This window comes from Dyella japonica, from assembly GCF_040545895.1.
GTDB lineage: Bacteria > Pseudomonadota > Gammaproteobacteria > Xanthomonadales > Rhodanobacteraceae > Dyella > Dyella japonica_D.
In genome coordinates, this window is the sequence record NZ_JBEPMU010000006.1 from 314564 (window position 1) to 331474 (window position 16911).

The window sequence follows — 16911 nt, forward strand, 5'->3', positions numbered from 1 at the left end:
ATGCGTCGAGCATCGATCCCTCTGTTGCGCGTGCTGCTGGTCGCTGCCGTGATGTTCGCATCCGGCAGCGCCATGGCTTCGTCATGTGCCTGGCCCGACTGGGAACATTTCAAGCAGACCACGCTGAGCGCCGATGGCCGCGTCATCGATAGGAGCATGCCGCAGCAGATCACTGTCTCCGAAGGGCAGGCGTATGCACTGTTCTTTGCCCTCGTCGCGAATGACCGGCCCACCTTTGACCGCGTGCTCAACTGGACGCAGAACAATCTCGCGCAAGGCGATCTCACCAGGCATTTGCCCGCATGGCAGTGGGGGCGCCACGAAGCGAAGGGAGACGACAAAGACGCGTCGCCTGCGTGGGGCGTGCTGGACAGCAACCCGGCTTCCGATGCCGACCTCTGGATCGCGTACACACTGCTTGAAGCCGGTCGCCTGTGGCACGAACGCAGCTATACCGCGCTGGGCACGGTGCTCGCGCGCGCCATCGTGGCGCAGGAGACGGCCGTGCTGCCGGGCTTGGGTCGCACCGTTCTGCCCGGTGCCATGGGCTTTCATCCGCAGGACGATATGTGGCGGCTCAATCCCAGCTACGTACCGCTGCAGGTGATGCGTCATCTGGCCAACGCGCTGCCGCAACAAACGGAATGGAAGGCCCTGCTCGACAGTTCGACCAGGCTGGTGACCGATACCGCACCGCATGGCTTCTCGCCGGACTGGGTGATCTATCGACGCGACAAGGGCTTTGGCCCTGACGAACAGACCAAGGCCGAAAGCGCGTACAACGCGATTCGCGTGTACCTGTGGGCGGGCATGCTTGCGACGGATGCGCCGGCACGCTCCTCCGTGTTGAACACATTCGTTCCCTTGGCCGATTTCGTCGCTGCGCATGGCTTTCCACCCGAGCGCGTAGACACTCAAACCGGCACGGCCGGCAGCAACGAAGGCAATGCCGGTTTTTCCGCCGCCGTGGCGCCTTATCTCGCTGCACTGGGGCGCAACGATCTGGCCCAAGCGCAGGCGCAGCGCACCCGTACGCTCGCGGCGCAGTCCGCGCTGGGTTACTACAGCCAAGTGCTGGCGTTGTTCGGTTTTGGCTTTCTCGACGGCCTGTATCGCTTCGATGCGAACGGCGCGCTGGTTCCTGCATGGACGTCGACATGCCCCGCGGTGCGCTGAGCGACGTGTTTGCACCCGCCATCGTGCTGCTGGTAGCCGGCGGCGCGATGCCAGGCATGGTGTTGGCGCAGGCGAACGCGCACGCCTTGAGTCCGCCGATGAAACAACTGCTCGACTCGGCGCGCGTGTGGCAAGCCAAGAATCGGCCGGACATGGCGCGCGGCATCGTGGAAAAAGCCTTGCTGATCGATCCCGTGCAGCCTGAGGCATTGGCCTTGATGGGGCAGGTCGAGCTCAGCTCCAACCGTCCCGTTGAAGCGGCGAAGTTGTTGCAGCAGTTGCAGAAGCTCTATCCCACGCATCCAGCCACGCTGGAACTGGCCGACGCCTACCGCCTTGCCACCACCGACAAGACCACGCTGGCGCAGGCGCGCCTGGCCATGCGCGCAGGTCAGTCCGCCGAAGCGTGGCAGAAGATGCAGGCGTTGTTTCCACGCGGCGCCCCGAGCGGCGTGTTTGCCAGCGACTACTACCGTGCGATGTCCGCGGCAGGGCAACGCGACAGGGCGTTGAACGAATTGCGCGAGCGCGTGCGGCAGAACCCGGATGATCTCGGCCTGGCATTGACGCTGGCGGACATGCTCACGGATCGCGCGTCCACGCGCCTGGAAGGGCTGGACATCATCTATCGCGTGTATCAGCGACAGGACGCCAATCGTCCGCAGGCGCTGGAACTGTGGCGACGCGCGCTCAACAGCGCGGGCAGCGACGACCCCGCGTATTACGTCTGGTACCAGCGTTATCTCAAGGAAGTGCCCGATGACGACAACGCCAAGCAGGCACTCGCCACGCTGGCGAAGAAGGGCGGCGCCACCTATGTGCCACCACCCAAGGGCACGACGCCACCGGTTGAGAGTTCAACCGCATCGTCGGCCCAGTCAGCCACCTCGCGCCAAGGCGAAGCAATGGGCGAACAGGGCCTCATCAAGCTGCGCGAAGGCAAGCACGACGAAGCGCGCGCCTTGTTTGCCCGCGCGCTCAAGCTGGATCCCGACAACGCCGGCAAGTGGCGCAGCCTGATGGCCACCGCTCATTTCTGGGTCACCTTATCCAAGGCCCGCGCCGCCAACGAACAGGGACAGCCGCAGCAAGGCGAGGTGCTGGCCCGCGATGCGTTGCGTCAACAACCGAACCAAAGCGACGCCAGGAAGGTGCTTGCCACCTCGCTGATCGCGCAAAAGAAATGGCCCGAAGCGGAAGCCTTGTTGCGCCCAATGGTGGAAGCCGCGAACCCGGACATCGATGCGCTGGAACTGCTGGCCAAGCTGCTGATCGAAACGCATCGCACGGAAGAAATCACGCCGCTGATCACGCAGGTGGAGCCACGCACCAAGGGTTCCAGCGCTGCGATGGTGTCGCTGCGCGCGCAGCTGCTTTCCATCGAAGCAGACCAGTTGATCGCCGAGGGCAAGGGCGGTGCCGCCGTGTTGAAACTGGAAGAGGCCGTGCGCCTTGTGCCGAAGGACGCCTGGCTGCGCTATACGCTGGCGCGTCAGTACCGCGACCTCGGCCTGCCGGCGTTAGGCCGCTCGGTGATGGAAGACGGACTGCGCAACGCGGCCACGCCGGACATGCGCTACGCCACCGCGCTCTATCTCAACTCGCTGGACGACATCGACGCGGCCAGTGATGTGCTTGCACAGATACCGGCCAGCGAGCGCTCGCAGGGCATGCGCGAACTCGCCATCAATCTCAAGGCGCAGCGTGACCTGCGCGAGGTGCGCCAGTTGGAGGCGCAGGGTCGACGGCAGGAGGCCGGTGCGCTGCTCGATCGCATTGCCATCGACGTGCACGACGATCCACAGATGCTTGCCAGCGTAGGACGCGAATGGATCGCGCTGGGCGATCCCGACAAGGGATTGAAGTTGGTGCGCGACTGGCTGGACGCGCATCCGGACGATCCGGCCATCGGCGTGCGCCTGCGCTACGGCGAATTGCTGGGCGCGGCGAACCGCGACGACGCGTGGCGCGCGTGGATTGCCGATGCGCGTGCGCGCCCAGGCGTCACCGCCGAACAGCAGGCGCAGTTCGATGATCAGTTGCTGCGCCTGTCGATGCGCAAGGCGGCGCGACAGATCGATGCAGGCGATCTCGCCGGCGCAGACCGCACACTGGACGACGTGCCACCGGCCAGTAAGCAGGAGAAGCGCTGGCTGCTCGCGCAGGCGGACCTGCGCGAGGCGCATCGCGACTACCGCGGCGGCGAAGGCTTGGCGCGCAAGGTGCTGGAGGATCATCCCGGCGATGCCGACGCGCGCCTCACCATCGCGCGGATGGAAGAACGCATGGGGCATCGCCAGACGGCGCAAGACATCGTGGATCAGGTGCTGGCCGATACGCCGCCGGACGATATCGATACGCGGCTGGCCATCGCGCGCCGTTATACCGCGATTGGGCGCAACGAACAGGCGCGCGCCGTGGTCGATCCGCTGCGGCAGCAATATCCCGACCGTTCCGACGTGACTATGCAATCGGGCCGCGTCGCGCAAGCGCAGGGTGAGTACAACGATGCTGCGCAGTTCTATCGCACCGCATTGACGCAGGAACAGGGCGAAGGAGAAACGCCGAGTCCGGTCGATGGGCTCACCTCCGCGCAACGTGCTTTGCAAGGGCTGGACGATCGCCGGCAAGGGCAGGTCGCCATCGGCGCCATTCAGTCCAACGAATCGGGCAGCAGCGGCATGTCCCGGCTGCATGCCACCGAGATACCGGTTTATCTGCGCATACCGGATGGCTATACCGATCACTATTTCTTCCACGCCGACACCGTGCTGCTCAACGCCGGCACCTTGCCGGCGGATCAGTTCGATCCGGCGTACAGGTTCGGCAAGATCGCGGCACTCGGCAACGCAGGCCTGCCTCCGTTGGACCAGACGGACAAGGGCGTGGCGCTGGCCGCAGGCTACGACTTCAACGGCGCGGACAACAGCTGGCGCGCCGACATCGGCAGCTCGCCACTGGGCTTCACCGTCAACAACATTCTCGGCGGCTTTCTCTACCGGCACGATTTCTACAGTTCGTCGGTGACGGTGGATGTGTCGCGCCGTCCGATCACCAGCAGCCTGGTGTCGTATGCCGGTGCGCGCGATCCAGTGACCGGTGAAGTCTGGGGCGGTGTGGTGCGCAGTGGTGTCACGGTGCGTGGTGCGCAGGACGTGGGCCGCACCACCTTGTTCGCATCGGTGGGCTTTGGCGTGCTCACCGGCGACAACACCGAGACCAACCATGAGTTCAAGGTGCGCACCGGCATCGACTGGCCGGTGTATGTCGGCATCGACCAGCGCTTCTCCAGCGGCCTGGTAATCAACTACTGGCATTACGCGAACAACCAGCACTTCTACACGTTCGGCAACGGCGGCTACTACAGCCCCGGGCGTTACTTCTCTGCATCCATTCCACTGGACTGGAGCGGGCGCCACGAGCGCTGGGCGTGGGAAGTGGAAGCATCGCTCGGCCACTCCTCCACGAATGAAGACGATGCGCCGTACTTCCCCACGCGCCCCGACCTGCAACAGCAGGCCGTCGCACGCATGGCCGCGGCGGATCTGGGCACGCCGTATTTCGGCACCGGCTCGGGCGGTGGTTTCAGCTACACGGTGGCGGCGGCGCTGGAATACCGGCTCACGCCGCACTGGGTGATCGGCACGCGCTTCAAGCTCGATCGTTCACGCGATTACGCACCCAACCTTGGCACGATCTACCTGCGTTACTTCTTCGATCGGCAGCGGCTGCCGGTGCCGTACCCGCCCGACCCGGTCAGACCGTACTCCTCGTACTGAACCGGTGATCCGAAACCCAGGGACGCACGTTGTGACGAATCTTCCTCCTTCCTCTTCCGAATCCACCGACCGTGCGATACCGCGCGCACGTCTGCGCCTCAACCAGTCGCTCGCCATCGAAGGCCTGCCTTCCTCCTTGTCGGCGCTGGCCACGGGGCAGGTGTATGCGGTGTACGCCAGTCGCTCGCCGGCACGCGATGCGTTGTTCTGGAAGACGGCGGCGAACGCGCTGCTGACGCCGGTGACGGTGATTTCCACGCGTTCGGCCGAAGACGTGACGCAGGCCTTGCGCCAGCACGGCATGGACATCGATCACGCCGGCGCGGTGCATCCCCGATCCAATGTATGCGCATTGCATCTTTCGCCCGATCGGGATGGCTGCGACGCGCTGATGGAATCGCTGCAGGCGCTCTCCGCGCAATGCACCACACCGGCCAGCCAGTTCCTGGTGGAAGGCGTGGCGGCGTGCTTCGCCTGGCAGGATCGCGCCGCGCTGATTCGACAGGGCGCGGCGCTGGCCGGCTGGTGCGCGCAGACGCGGCACACGGTGCTGCTGGTGATGCTGCCGCCGCTGGTGGAGCACAGCGGTGATTTCCGCCCGCTCGCCGATTTCCAGATACAGTTTGCCGGCGCGGCGCAATTGGTGCACGAGCAGGGCGAGTTCCGCTGGGAAGTGGCGTTCTGGCGTGACAACCGCGGCGCGCTTTCGGCGAACGAGTCCATTCCGCTTCGATTCTCCGGTCACGACCACCGGCTGGTGGCCGTGCTCGATGCCGACCAGGAAGGCAGCGAAAGCATTGGCATGCTCGCGCCCGACGAGTCGGTGGTGATGGTGTCCCAAGACGCAGTGGCCCGCGAACGCGTGGTGCCCAAGGGTTGGCAGGTGCTGCCCGACAACGACGCGCTGGTGTCCACGGCCAGCCGCGCGGTGGCTGCTACGGTGATCCTGCATTACGGCATCAACGAAAGCCTGGCGACGCTGGCCAAGCAGGTGAACTTCCTGCGCCGCCAATGCGGCAAGGCGCTGAAGATCCTCATCCGCGAAGACAACGTCAGCATCCGCTACGAATTGCTCATGCTCACACTGGGTGCAAACGGCATCATCGCGCGCAGCATGCCCATGGCGCAGGTGGAGATAGCGGTGGATAGCGTGCAGGGGCAGCTGTTCTCGCGCCCGGTGCCTGACGACTACCACAGCGCGCTGTCGGCCGCGATGCGCGATTCCACCACCGGCTACGTGCCCGCGCATCGCTTCATCCAATTGGTGCGCGAAGCGGTGGAGCGCAGCCGGCCGATTCGCCTGCCCAACGTGCTGCTGCGATTGCCGCTCGAACGCGACGTGGCCGGCATCGATGCACTGCAGGCGTGTCGCATCCGGCGCACTGGCGATATCTGCACGGCCAGTGGCGACAGCCTGTACGTGTTCTTCTTTGCCTGCCATGTGGACAACGCGGGCGAGGCCATGGAAAAGGTGTTCGAGCGGCCGTTGTCCGAACTGTTTCGCGGCGAGCTGCGTTGCGGCGATCGCGAAACCATCTATTCCACGCTCGACGGCCTGGCGGAGGAAATCGCCGAACTGCCGCCGCCCGATTACACCGGTCTGGTTGCGCCGGCCGAACCCGTTGCGCCTCTGATGCCCGCGGCGGTCGCCGAACCGGGGGCGGAAAGTGACGTCACTGGCGACGCAACACCGGGCAGTCTGCCGATGCTTGCCGCATCCGACACGACTGACATAGCGCCAGCCACCACGCGACGTCCCGCGCGCCCGGCATCGCTGCCGCTGAAAGCACAGGGGTGAGGCGATGAACACCTTCTTCGGCTACTTCATCTGGGGCCTGATTCTGGCGGCGCCGCTGTGGTGGTTGTGGTGGCGATTCCGCCTGGGCTCGCTGCTATTGCGTGTGTGGTCGCTGCTGCGCCGCCGCTCCGTGCAGTTGCCGCCGCAGCTGGAAGGGCTGGTGATTCTTGGCAAACGTCAGGGAGGCCGCGGGAGAAAGGCATGAAGACGATTGCCATCATTTCCCCGGTGGGCGGCGCTGGGCGCACGATGCTCACCGCCACGCTTGCAGGCCTACTGAGCGAGCGTCGGCACGCAGCGTTGGCCGTGGAATGTGACCCACGCAACGTGCTCACCTTCTACTGCCGCCTGCGCACGCCGGCACGGCAAGGCCTGGTGTCGCACGTGCTCTCATCCACGGACGACTGGAGCGAGGCTGCGCTGCAAACCGATGATGGCGTGCTCTGGCTGCCATGGGGCGGGGTCCGGAAAGAAGGTCGCGAACCCGATGCCGAAGCTGCCGTCGCGGTGGCGTTGCACGACAAGCACACGTGGTTGCGGGATCTGCTGGCACGCATTGATCTGCCCGGACACAGCGTGGCCCTGGTCGACACGCCAACCTGGCCATCGGTACATGCGGCGCAGGCGGTGACTGCCGCCGATCTGGTGTTGGTGGTTCTTCCGCCCGCACCGTTGGCATGTGCCACGCTGCCGCGCCTGCATGGCGAACTGAAGGCGCTCGGCAAGGAGGCGTTGTACGTGGCCAACGCTGTGTCGCCGGCGTCGCAGTTGCACACCGACATCCTGGCGTTGTTGCGCGATACGCTCGGCACCGCGTTGTCTGCCTATCGCGTGCATGCGGACTCGGGCATTCCCGAAGCGCTGGCGCGCGACGAGAACTTCGTGCACGTCGCGCCGCATTCGCAGGCAGCGCATGACATGCATGGATTGGCCTCGTGGCTTTCCCACTGGATTCGTCACGCCTACCAGCGCACCGCGCCGGCGGCAGGACATTCCGCATGAAGCCGGTCGCGTTCATGCCGAGGTGGTTGGGCATCAAGCGTTCGCTGGCGCAACGGCTGGGAGTGGACGCCGCCGCCGGTCGCGGCGACTGGTTGCTGCGACTGGTCTTCCGCGCGCCGCGACCAGGGCAACGAGATTGGCCTGCTTGGTGGACGGAGCGCCTGGGTCACTACCTGCGTTTCGAGCTGGCCGTGGCAGAAGGCGACAGCGTCGCTACCTGGTTCAAGCGATTGTTCTTCCGGCCGCCGCGTCGGCGCGTGCGGCTGGCGACGAATCTGCGCAGCGCGAGGCATCATCGTGGCGCGCGTCGCCGTTCGATGCTGCTGGGCCGTATCGGTCACTGGCTGGCACCGGCTTACGGCGTGGTCGGCCGGGCAGGGCACGCGGTATCGTCTCGCATACCCACGGTGCCGTGGGCGCGCGTGGGCGAACGCGTGAATGTCTGGTCGTCCGGCCTGGATCGCGTGCCGCACCTGAAGCCCGTCGTCCTGCTGCTGGCTTTCCTGGTGGCCGTGGCGTTCTGGACCACCCCGCTGCCCATTGCCGACCAGTTCCGTCTGTTCTTGGCGGTTTGCGTGGTGATGATCATCGCGCGGCGCATTCCTGGCCGCTGGCCGACGATGTTGATGGTGTCGTTGTCGATCCTGATGACCGGGCGCTACATGTGGTGGCGCATGACGCAGACGTTGAACTTCGCCACGCCCATCGAGGCGATCTTCGGCTACCTGCTGTTCGCGGCCGAGATCTATACGTGGATCGTGCTGTTCTTCGGCTATATCCAGACAGCGTGGCCGTTGAACCGTCAGCCCAAGCCGTTGCCAGAAGACACGGACAGCTGGCCCACGGTGGATGTCTATATTCCGACCTACAACGAGCCGCTCACGGTCGTGAGCCCCGCGGTACTGGCTGCCAAGAGCATGGACTGGCCGCGCGACAAGCTGCGCGTCTACCTGCTGGACGATGGCAGTCGCGAGGAATTCCATCGCTTCGCCAACGAGGTGGGCGTGGGTTATCTCACGCGCGAGGAACACCGTTACGCGAAGGCCGGCAACATCAACCATGCCCTGGCGCTGACGAGTGGCGAGTTCATCGCCATCTTCGATTGCGACCACATTCCCACGCGCTCCTTCCTGCAGACCACCATGGGTGAGTTCATCGCGGACCCCAAGTGCGCGATGGTGCAGACGCCGCATCATTTCTTCTCGCCCGACCCATTCGAGCGCAACTACGACACCTTCCTGCGCATTCCCAACGAAGGCAGCCTGTTCTACGGCCTGATCCAGGATGGCAACGATTTCTGGAATGCCACGTTCTTCTGCGGGTCCTGCGCCGTGATTCGTCGCGCGCCGCTGATGGAAGTGGGCGGCATCGCCATCGAAACCGTCACGGAAGACGCGCACACGTCGCTCAAGATGCATCGACGCGGCTATCGCACGGCCTACCTGCGCATCGTGCAGGCTGCGGGCCTGGCCACGGAAAGCCTGTCGGGACACATCGGCCAGCGCATCCGCTGGGCGCGCGGCATGGCGCAGATCTTCCGCATCGACAATCCATGGCTGCGCAAGGGGCTCACGTTCTTCCAGCGCATCTGCTACAGCAACGCGATGCTGCATTTCTTCTATGGCATACCGCGCCTGATCTTCCTGTTCATGCCGTGCGCGTACCTGTTCTTCGGCCTGCACGTGTTCGGCGCGGATGCGATCTCGGTGATGGCGTATGTGTTGCCTTATCTGTTCGTGTCGGGGCTGGCGAACTCGCGCATCCAGGGGCAATACCGGCACTCGTTCTGGGCCGAGGTCTACGAGTCGGTGCTGGCCTGGTACACCGTGCTGCCCACCACGATTGCCTTCATCAACCCCAAGAAGGGCAAGTTCAACGTCACCGCGAAGGGCGGCCTGATCGAACAGGAGTATCTGGACTGGTCCACCTCCAAGCCGTACGTGTGGTTGCTGGCGGTGAATATCGCAGCGCTGGTGGCCGGCATCGTTCGCATGTTCACCACGCAGCGCGACGAGCCGGCCACCGTGCTGATGAACATGGTGTGGGCCTTGTTCAATGTGGCGATGCTCGGTGCGGCCGTGGGCGTGGCGAAGGAGGCGCGGCAAGTGCGCGTGTCGCATCACGTGCCTCTGTGCGTGCCGGCTACGCTGGTGCTGCCCGACGGCAAGACGCTGGCCTGCCATACGGAAAACTATTCCACTGGCGGCCTGGGCGTGGTGCTGCCCGAGGCGCTGGCGATGGAACGCGGCAGCGCCTTGGGCGTGGCTTTGTCGCGCGGCGATATCGATTACTACTTTCCCGCCGTGGTGGCGCGCAACAGCGGCGTGCACCTTGGCCTGAAGTTCGAGGAGTGGTCGCACGAGAAGGAGACGCAGCTGATCCAGTGCACGTTCGGGCGCGCCGACGCCTGGGTGCGCTGGGAAGAGGAGCTGGTGCCCGATGCGCCGCTGCACAGCTTTGTGGAAGTGATCGAGATGGGCTACCAGGGCGTGCTGCGGTTGTTCGACGCCGGCCTGGATGCCGTCGAGGCTACCGTGATGCGCCGACCGCGCCGGTCGGGTTGATGGAGTAACGCATGGGACTGTGGAACCTCTATTTCATCGCGAAGCTCTACCTCGCTTCGGTGGGCAGCATCCAGCCGGCATGGTGGCTCAATCTGCTGTTCGCATTGGCGCTGTTGGTGCCGCTGCAACGGCGCTGGCAGCGCGTGACGCGGCAAGTGCTGGCGGTGCTGGTGGGCGCCGCACTGCTTTATCACGAATCGAAGCTGCCGCCGTTCGGTTACGTGCTCAAGCAGATTCCCGCGCTCGCCTCGTTCTCGCCGACGTACATGATGGAATTGGCCCGCCGCGTGTTCAAACCGGCGATGGTCTATATCCCGCTGCTGATCGTGGCGATCTACGCCATCGTCAATCGCTGGGTGCGCGTGACCACCTTCGTGCTGCTGGCGCTCATCATCTTCCCGCTGTGGCAGGGCATGGGAACGTTGATTGCCAAGTCCAATTCCGCTGCGACGTACGCGGTGAACCCGAGGGCCGCCGCCGCTACCGCGAATGCGGGTGCGGATAGCTCGACCGGCAGTTACGACGAACAACTGGCTGCCTTCCATCACACGGAAAAGAGCCGGCGCGTGGCGTTCTTCCCCATGAGCACGGACGCTGCCGCGCAGTTCGACATCATCGTCATCCACATCTGCTCGCTATCGTGGGATGACCTTGAGGTCGCCAACATGCGGGATAACCCACTGTTCGGCAAATTCGACTACGTCTTCAAGCATTTCAGCAGCGCGGCCAGTTACAGCGGACCGGCGGCCATTCGCCTGCTGCGTGCATCGTGCGGGCAGGATGCCCACCAGGAGCTCTACAGCTCAGCGCCGCAGGAATGCCATGTGTTTGCCGACCTGGCTGCAGCCGGCTACGACGTGCAGTTCCTGATGAACCACAATGGGCGCTTCGACGATTTCCGCGGCATCGTGGAACGCGAGATCGGCCGACCGGGCATCCAGCCGCAATCGATCGAAGGCCTGCCGCCGTTCATGCGCGAATTCGATGGTTCGTCACTGGTCGACGACTACGATGCGTTGGCCAAGTGGTACCAGGACCGCACCGCGATGGGCGGCGGCCCCATCGCGCTGTACTACAACTCGGTGAGCTTGCACGACGGCAACCGCTTGCCCAACAGCAACCTCACCAGCTTGCAGTCCTATCCCATTCGCCTGACGCGCCTGCTGGGCGATATCGATCGTTTCGTCGATGTCATTGCGCACTCCGGACGCAAGGCCGTGGTGATCTTCGTGCCTGAGCACGGTGCCGCCTTGCGAGGCGATGCGGGACAGATTTCGGGCCTGCGTGAAATCCCCACGCCGCGGATCATCGAAGTTCCCGTTGGGGTGAAACTGGTTGGACTGCCGGCAGGGAAGGAACTCCCGGGCCACGCGCTGTCCATCGACACGCCGACGAGCTATCTCGCACTCGCGCAACTCATGTCCAATCTGGTGGCCAATAGCCCGTTCAAGTCCGACGCGCCGGCGCTCGACCAATATGCGCGCGACCTGCCGCAGACGCGCATGGTGGGCGAGAACGAAAACACCGTCACCATGGGTGTCGCCAACGGTTACGTGACCCACACACCCGATGGCGTGTGGATGGAGGGCAAGTGATGGCTGCGCCGCAGGATCCGCGCGTCCGCATGTCGCCCAGCGATATCGAGACCTATGCAAACTACGTGCAGGGCATCGACCCTGCGCGCTATTACGACAGCCAGGCCAGGGAGGTGTGGTTGGCCGCGATGAAGCGCTGGCCACTGCTTGCCGGCGTGCTTTATCCCGACACGGTTCCGGCCGAGGATCGCTGACGGCTCAGCCGCTCGGCTCGACCTCGATGCGGTCGCGCCCGTTCGCCTTGGCGCGATAGAGCAGGGTGTCCGCGTCGCGCAAGAGTTCGTCAACATGAAGCGTGCTTGCGCTGGCGCGATCGCCGAAGGCAATGCCCACACTGACGGTGAAGCCGAACACCTGTCCGTCGGTGGCCGTGACCTTCGTTCCGCGCAGCCGCTGGCACAATGTCTCGGCCAGCTCCAGCGCCTGTGCACCCACCTGCACGCGCAGGAGGATGACGAATTCCTCGCCACCGAAACGCGCCACGATATCCTCCGAACGCACGGTTTCTCGACACAAGGTGGCGAGTGTCACCAATGCGGTGTCGCCGGTTTCGTGGCCATAGGTATCGTTCACGCGCTTGAAGAAATCGATGTCGATCATCATCAGCGCAACAACTGGATCGGCGCTGCGTTTGTCCGACAGAAGGACATGTGCGCGGCTCTCGAAGGCGCGACGATTGAGCAGGCCGGTGAGCGGATCGGTTTCAGCGATAGTCTGGAGTTCACCGATCAGGCGATTGCGCTCAAGCTCCAATTGATGGCGCTTGAGATCGTTCTCCTTCAGTACGTTCAGCGCGGCGAAGAGATCCAGCACTTCCTTGCCATAGCGCCCACCGGGGAGTTTTGCGGTGCTGTCACCCGACGCCACGGCCAGGATGAATCGCTGCGCATCGTAGAACGGGCGTATCACTTTTTCCCGGAAGCGCCACACCATGACCAGCAATAATGCTGTCAGCGCCACTGCGATGACAGCGCTGACGAGCAGGGCGACCAGGTGCCTGCGCAGACTCTTGTCGATCGTTTCCCCGGCCAGCGCCAGCGCGTCGTCACGAAGCCGGTCGATCGGGCGAACCAGTGGACCGTAGCGGTCCGATAGCTGCATCAGGGTGACGTCGCTGCCGATAGGCCGGGCGGCTTGGTGGCGGAGGTCGTTGAGAAGATCCAGGCCTTCGCCGTAGTAGCGCTGCTCGACTTCGGTGTAATCCTGGAGAAGGTCCGGCGGAAGCACGCGCACGCTCGGCAACAACAATTGCCTTAGCTGTTCGATCTTGCCGATGGTCCCGGCGATGTCGAGCGCTTCCTGCTCGGTCAATGCCCGGCGCCTTACGAGCGCGGGCGCGAACTGCTGCGCAATCAGGCCGGCCTGTTCCCTCAGCACGCCGGAAAGGCGCGCGACGAGCAGATAGCTCTGCACGTCTGCATTTTCACGGATGACGCCGGTGGCACTGGTTTGCGCGATCGACGACAGGCGGGGAATCACGCCGACGATCTGGTTGAAGCCGTCGATGATGTCTTCGTCGGTATGGGTTGGACCTTGCATGGCATCGAGGTGTTGCCGGGCCTCGATGAGCTGGGTTCGCGCGCGCTCCCACGAGGAAACGAGTGTCCCACACTCGTCGCAATCAGGATCGCGCAAGGCAGCGCCCAATTCGTCCATGCGCCTGTCGGTTTCCTGCCGTGCGGAGTGCAACACGTCGAGCCACCGCTGAGTATCGGGATCGCGCAGCATGAGAACCGCCACCGTGGGGCGACGCTCGCTCGACACGTTCGCCATGGCCCGCAGCGCCGCCCTGACGACGCTAAAATCCTTCTGCGCCTCCGTGGCGTCCCGGTAGCCACGCCACTGTTGGGATACCTGCCACAGAAACATCCCCACCACCACCACGTACAGCGCGGTGACGATGTACCGGAAGCGCCGGTTGAGGGAATCGCCGGTGGGTGCCGCCAATGGCATGGATGCGTGCTGCCCCAGAAGTTTGTGCCTGTGGGGAAGGCGCCGTGGCGCCAGTCCGTCCGTCTCGCGGCGGCGGAACGGTGGCACCCGCGTTTCCCCGTTCGATGCGCACAGTTTCAGCGTCCGCTCGTGACGGTCTTGTGGGCGGGGCGGCGTCTCCGCCTGGATCGAGGCACGGTGCATCGCATGGCGCCGCAACGATGTGGCGTTTGTGTCATCGCACATGTTGCGTTTCGGCGGTACATTCGAAGCCACCCCTCCATGTGCTCGAAGGTGCAGATCATGGCTCACGAATTTACGCGGGCGGAAGCCAAGGCCCATGCGTGCTCCTACATCCTGCTCAGCCTGCTTCAACGCATGGACATGAAGGAGCCCGGCCTCATCGACGAACTGCTCGCCGGTGCCGAAGGCGACTTCGAAGCCTCCCGTGCCCAAGGCGATTTGCCGGCCCCGGTGCCGATGATCTTCCGCGAGGCGATGGCCATACTCACGCGTGCCAACGGCTATAAGCGGAACATGGGCATCAGCGCCAACGACGAGTCTTGATCATCCGCGGTGCTGGTCGATGCGTAACGGACAGGGCGTATGAAGCGGCGAAACAAGCGACGCATCCTTCGGACACTGCTCACGGCGACGGCCGTCGGCCTATTGGTTGCCGCCGCTTGCTGGCATCGTTGGAAGCGGCCTGTGGATGAGACGGCAGTCGCGGCAGCGGCGCGCCACGACCGGCAGATCGCCTCTTGCGAGGCGGAACTTCGCCCCAGACTTCAGGGCGAGATCGATGGATGGCGCCTCATCGGCGAGCAGCCCAGCACCCACGGAAAGCAGTTCACGTTCGCCGCCAACTACAACGCGAACGCCGCGCTCTATCACTGCGAGGTGGATTCTTCCGCGATGGTGCTGGCGGTCGAGGGGCCGCAGTAGCTTCAAGAAGCGGGCAGGGACGCCATCAGCGACTTCAGGTTTTGCGGAACGACGCGGATGAGTCCGCCGCGAGGGCTGTCGATGTCTGCGATCAACATGAAGGACACCGCGACGACCAACGGGAGCACCAGCATCAGCACCGGTTCGGATGTCAGCTTGCGCGCCCCGAAACCCACGAGCAGGTTGCAGCCCAGCGCGATGATCCCCATCAGCATCCAGGCGGCGGTGGGTATGCGATTCCACCACGCTGCCTGCGTATAGCCTTCCGAATTGAGCACATCGTTCATGCCGGCCACTGCCAGGGCGGTGATCGGACTGGGTTTCTGATCGGCCGGCGCCTTCAATGCGCTCCATAGACTCGACTGCAGTTCGTTCTTGCGCGCCGTGATCTGGGGAAGCTGGCTGCGGTCGGTGGTCTCGTAAAACCGGATGCGGAGCTGGAGATAGTTCAGAAGCAGAGGTCGCACTTTCGCTGCATCCGCCGGCGGCAGCAGGTCGAGACGCACGTATTCCGTCCCAATGGCGTTTGCCTCGGCCTCTTCGTAATTCTTCCGCTGGTCATAGCGGTTGATGGCCATGGAGAAGCTGAAGCCGATGATCAGCGCCAGCAAGGTCAGCGTGGCGCCTTGCACCACGTTGAAGGCTTCGCGCACATCGGATTCGGCAGGGCGGTGCCATCGCGACAGGCCCACCCCGATGCGGCCGGCGAGCCACAGCGAAACCAGGGATACGACAAACAACACCAACGGATGATCGATCACAAAGCTCATGCCGCGCACTCCCCTCGTTGCTATGGATGGCAACATGCTTCAGCGCAGCTCACGGCTAGGTGAAGCATGGCCAAGCAAGCGGTGAGCCATCTTCGCAGAAGTCTTTGATGCTTCGCCTGCCTCGTGCCCAAACGGCATCGCAGATACAAAGTGGCCTCGACAGGACCAAGGCCGAGCGTTGCTGCGCCTAGTGCCCGCCGGTGACAGGAGTACTTTCACCGGGGCTCCCCGCATTCGCTGGCGCCGACGATTCCGCCGCCGCGCGCTGGGGAGTATCGAGCGGACACCATGTCTTGAGCCGCTTGCCCGCGCGGAACAGATCAATGCATTCACGCATCTCGGCCTTGAAGGCCAGATCAGGCGTGTTCACCGGGCAGCCGGACGACAGCGGATTGCCCGCCTTGTACTCGTCAATACAACTCGATAGCGCCGGCGCCTTGGTCGGATTGGGATTGTCGGCCAGGGATGCTGGCGGCAGGTTGAGGCGTTCGTCGCGATCCATGGATGAGGCGGGCGGCGGCGGTGAGCCGCAAAGCAGGTTGGAAGCTGTACCGCTCTTGCTGGGATCGCAGACGCTTTTGACGACTTCCTTGATGGCATCGCCTATGTGGCGCCCAACTGCGCCACCGGCGGTCTCGTTCGGTGGCGGGAAATATTTTTCGAAACGGGTGGCCTTGTACTGCATCCGGTTGCTGTCGTGCTGCATGATCTGACGATCGTCCGCAGGTTTTGGCGGTTCGGCCTTGGCGTTTGCTGTTGCGGAGGTGGCATCCGTCGTGGACGGCAGTCGCACCGAACCGTCTTTCGCAAACAGACTTGTGGCGGACGGTGCGGCTATGGAGGTCGCCGGCGCAGGCGTCGCTTCATGATCCTGCACGACCATGGCATCACGACGCGGCTTTTCGTGCGCGATTGGGGTGCTGCGGGTAGGCAACGATGGTTGCGGCGGCACCGCCTTTTCGGTCGGAGAAACTGGTGCGGATGGCTGCGCGGCGCGCGCCACGCTGGGATGATCGATCAGACGCACGATCAGCGCTTGACCTCTATCGGTATTCACGACCGCCGGGTGCTTCGACGAGGGCTGCATCTCGAACCACAGTGCCAGTGCGAACAGCACGTGCAGCGCGCTTACCAACATCAGCGTAAGCACCAGCGTTGGGCGCGTCAGCGGCGGTTGTCGCCAACGTCTGCGCCCCAAGGTCTCGCGCGTTTCGCTGTCGAGCCATGCCAAACCGCGCGCACTGTCCCCCTGCTGTCGATGTCGGACCTGTCCGGAACGCTTCATCACACCCCTAAATCACGCCAATGACTGACACGAAACATGCGCGTGCCGTCGGCGCGTGTTGCGAC

General features: G+C 64.2%; 13 protein-coding genes. 10 read left to right on the forward strand and 3 right to left on the reverse strand.

What is annotated here, in order from left to right; translation table 11 throughout:
* The 8 genes from bcsZ (at nt 1) to ABIC75_RS19825 (ending at nt 12108) form a co-directional block, all read left to right on the forward strand.
* The gene (gene bcsZ, locus ABIC75_RS19790) at nt 1-1176 is read left to right on the forward strand and encodes a cellulose synthase complex periplasmic endoglucanase BcsZ (RefSeq protein ID WP_354015616.1); all 1176 of its coding nucleotides are present in this window, start codon (nt 1-3) and stop codon (nt 1174-1176) included.
* Nucleotides 1158-4955, forward strand: a complete 3798-nt coding sequence (locus ABIC75_RS19795; RefSeq protein WP_354015617.1) for a cellulose synthase subunit BcsC-related outer membrane protein — start codon at nt 1158-1160, stop codon at nt 4953-4955. The genes bcsZ and ABIC75_RS19795 overlap by 19 nt, the downstream gene beginning before the upstream one ends.
* Nucleotides 4956-4986: 31 nt before the next feature.
* Nucleotides 4987-6753 carry a cellulose biosynthesis protein BcsE gene (gene bcsE, locus ABIC75_RS19800; protein ID WP_354015618.1) on the forward strand — a complete coding sequence of 589 codons (1767 nt, stop codon included), beginning with the start codon at nt 4987-4989 and terminating at the stop codon, nt 6751-6753.
* Nucleotides 6754-6757: 4 nt separating this feature from the next.
* The gene (locus ABIC75_RS19805) at nt 6758-6958 is read left to right on the forward strand and encodes a hypothetical protein (protein WP_354015619.1); all 201 of its coding nucleotides are present in this window, start codon (nt 6758-6760) and stop codon (nt 6956-6958) included.
* On the forward strand, nt 6955-7755 hold the full coding sequence (gene bcsQ / locus ABIC75_RS19810; protein WP_354015620.1) for a cellulose biosynthesis protein BcsQ: 801 nt from the start codon (nt 6955-6957) through the stop codon (nt 7753-7755). Before ABIC75_RS19805 ends, bcsQ begins: the two co-directional genes overlap by 4 nt.
* A 317-nt stretch (nt 7756-8072) precedes the next feature.
* On the forward strand, nt 8073-10319 hold the full coding sequence (gene bcsA, locus ABIC75_RS19815) for a UDP-forming cellulose synthase catalytic subunit (RefSeq protein WP_436407958.1): 2247 nt from the start codon (nt 8073-8075) through the stop codon (nt 10317-10319).
* A gap of 11 nt (nt 10320-10330) precedes the next feature.
* Nucleotides 10331-11914, forward strand: a complete 1584-nt coding sequence (bcsG, locus tag ABIC75_RS19820) for a cellulose biosynthesis protein BcsG (protein WP_354015622.1) — start codon at nt 10331-10333, stop codon at nt 11912-11914.
* A complete protein-coding gene (locus tag ABIC75_RS19825) occupies nt 11914-12108 on the forward strand; it encodes a hypothetical protein (protein ID WP_354015623.1) in 195 nt (64 codons plus the stop codon). Before bcsG ends, ABIC75_RS19825 begins: the two co-directional genes overlap by 1 nt.
* A 4-nt stretch (nt 12109-12112) precedes the next feature.
* Here the strand turns inward: ABIC75_RS19825 and ABIC75_RS19830 are convergent, their stop codons facing one another.
* Entirely contained in the window at nt 12113-14050 is a 1938-nt protein-coding gene (locus ABIC75_RS19830; protein ID WP_354015624.1) for a GGDEF domain-containing protein, read from the reverse strand.
* Between the two features lie 99 nt (nt 14051-14149).
* Here ABIC75_RS19830 and ABIC75_RS19835 point away from each other — a divergent pair, with 99 nt between their 5' ends.
* Nucleotides 14150-14413 (forward strand): hypothetical protein, encoded by a 264-nt coding sequence (locus ABIC75_RS19835; RefSeq protein ID WP_354015625.1) that lies wholly within the window; start codon nt 14150-14152, stop codon nt 14411-14413.
* Nucleotides 14414-14452: 39 nt separating this feature from the next.
* Nucleotides 14453-14791, forward strand: coding sequence for a hypothetical protein (locus ABIC75_RS19840; RefSeq protein ID WP_354015626.1), 339 nt, complete (start codon nt 14453-14455; stop codon nt 14789-14791).
* 2 nt (nt 14792-14793) lie between these two features.
* Here ABIC75_RS19840 and ABIC75_RS19845 read toward each other — a convergent pair whose 3' ends face one another.
* Nucleotides 14794-15561: a hypothetical protein gene (locus tag ABIC75_RS19845; RefSeq protein WP_354015627.1), complete on the reverse strand. Its 768-nt coding sequence runs from the start codon at nt 15559-15561 to the stop codon at nt 14794-14796.
* 187 nt (nt 15562-15748) lie between these two features.
* Nucleotides 15749-16846, reverse strand: coding sequence for a hypothetical protein (locus ABIC75_RS19850; RefSeq protein ID WP_354015780.1), 1098 nt, complete (start codon nt 16844-16846; stop codon nt 15749-15751).
* Between the last annotated feature and the right edge of the window lie 65 nt (nt 16847-16911).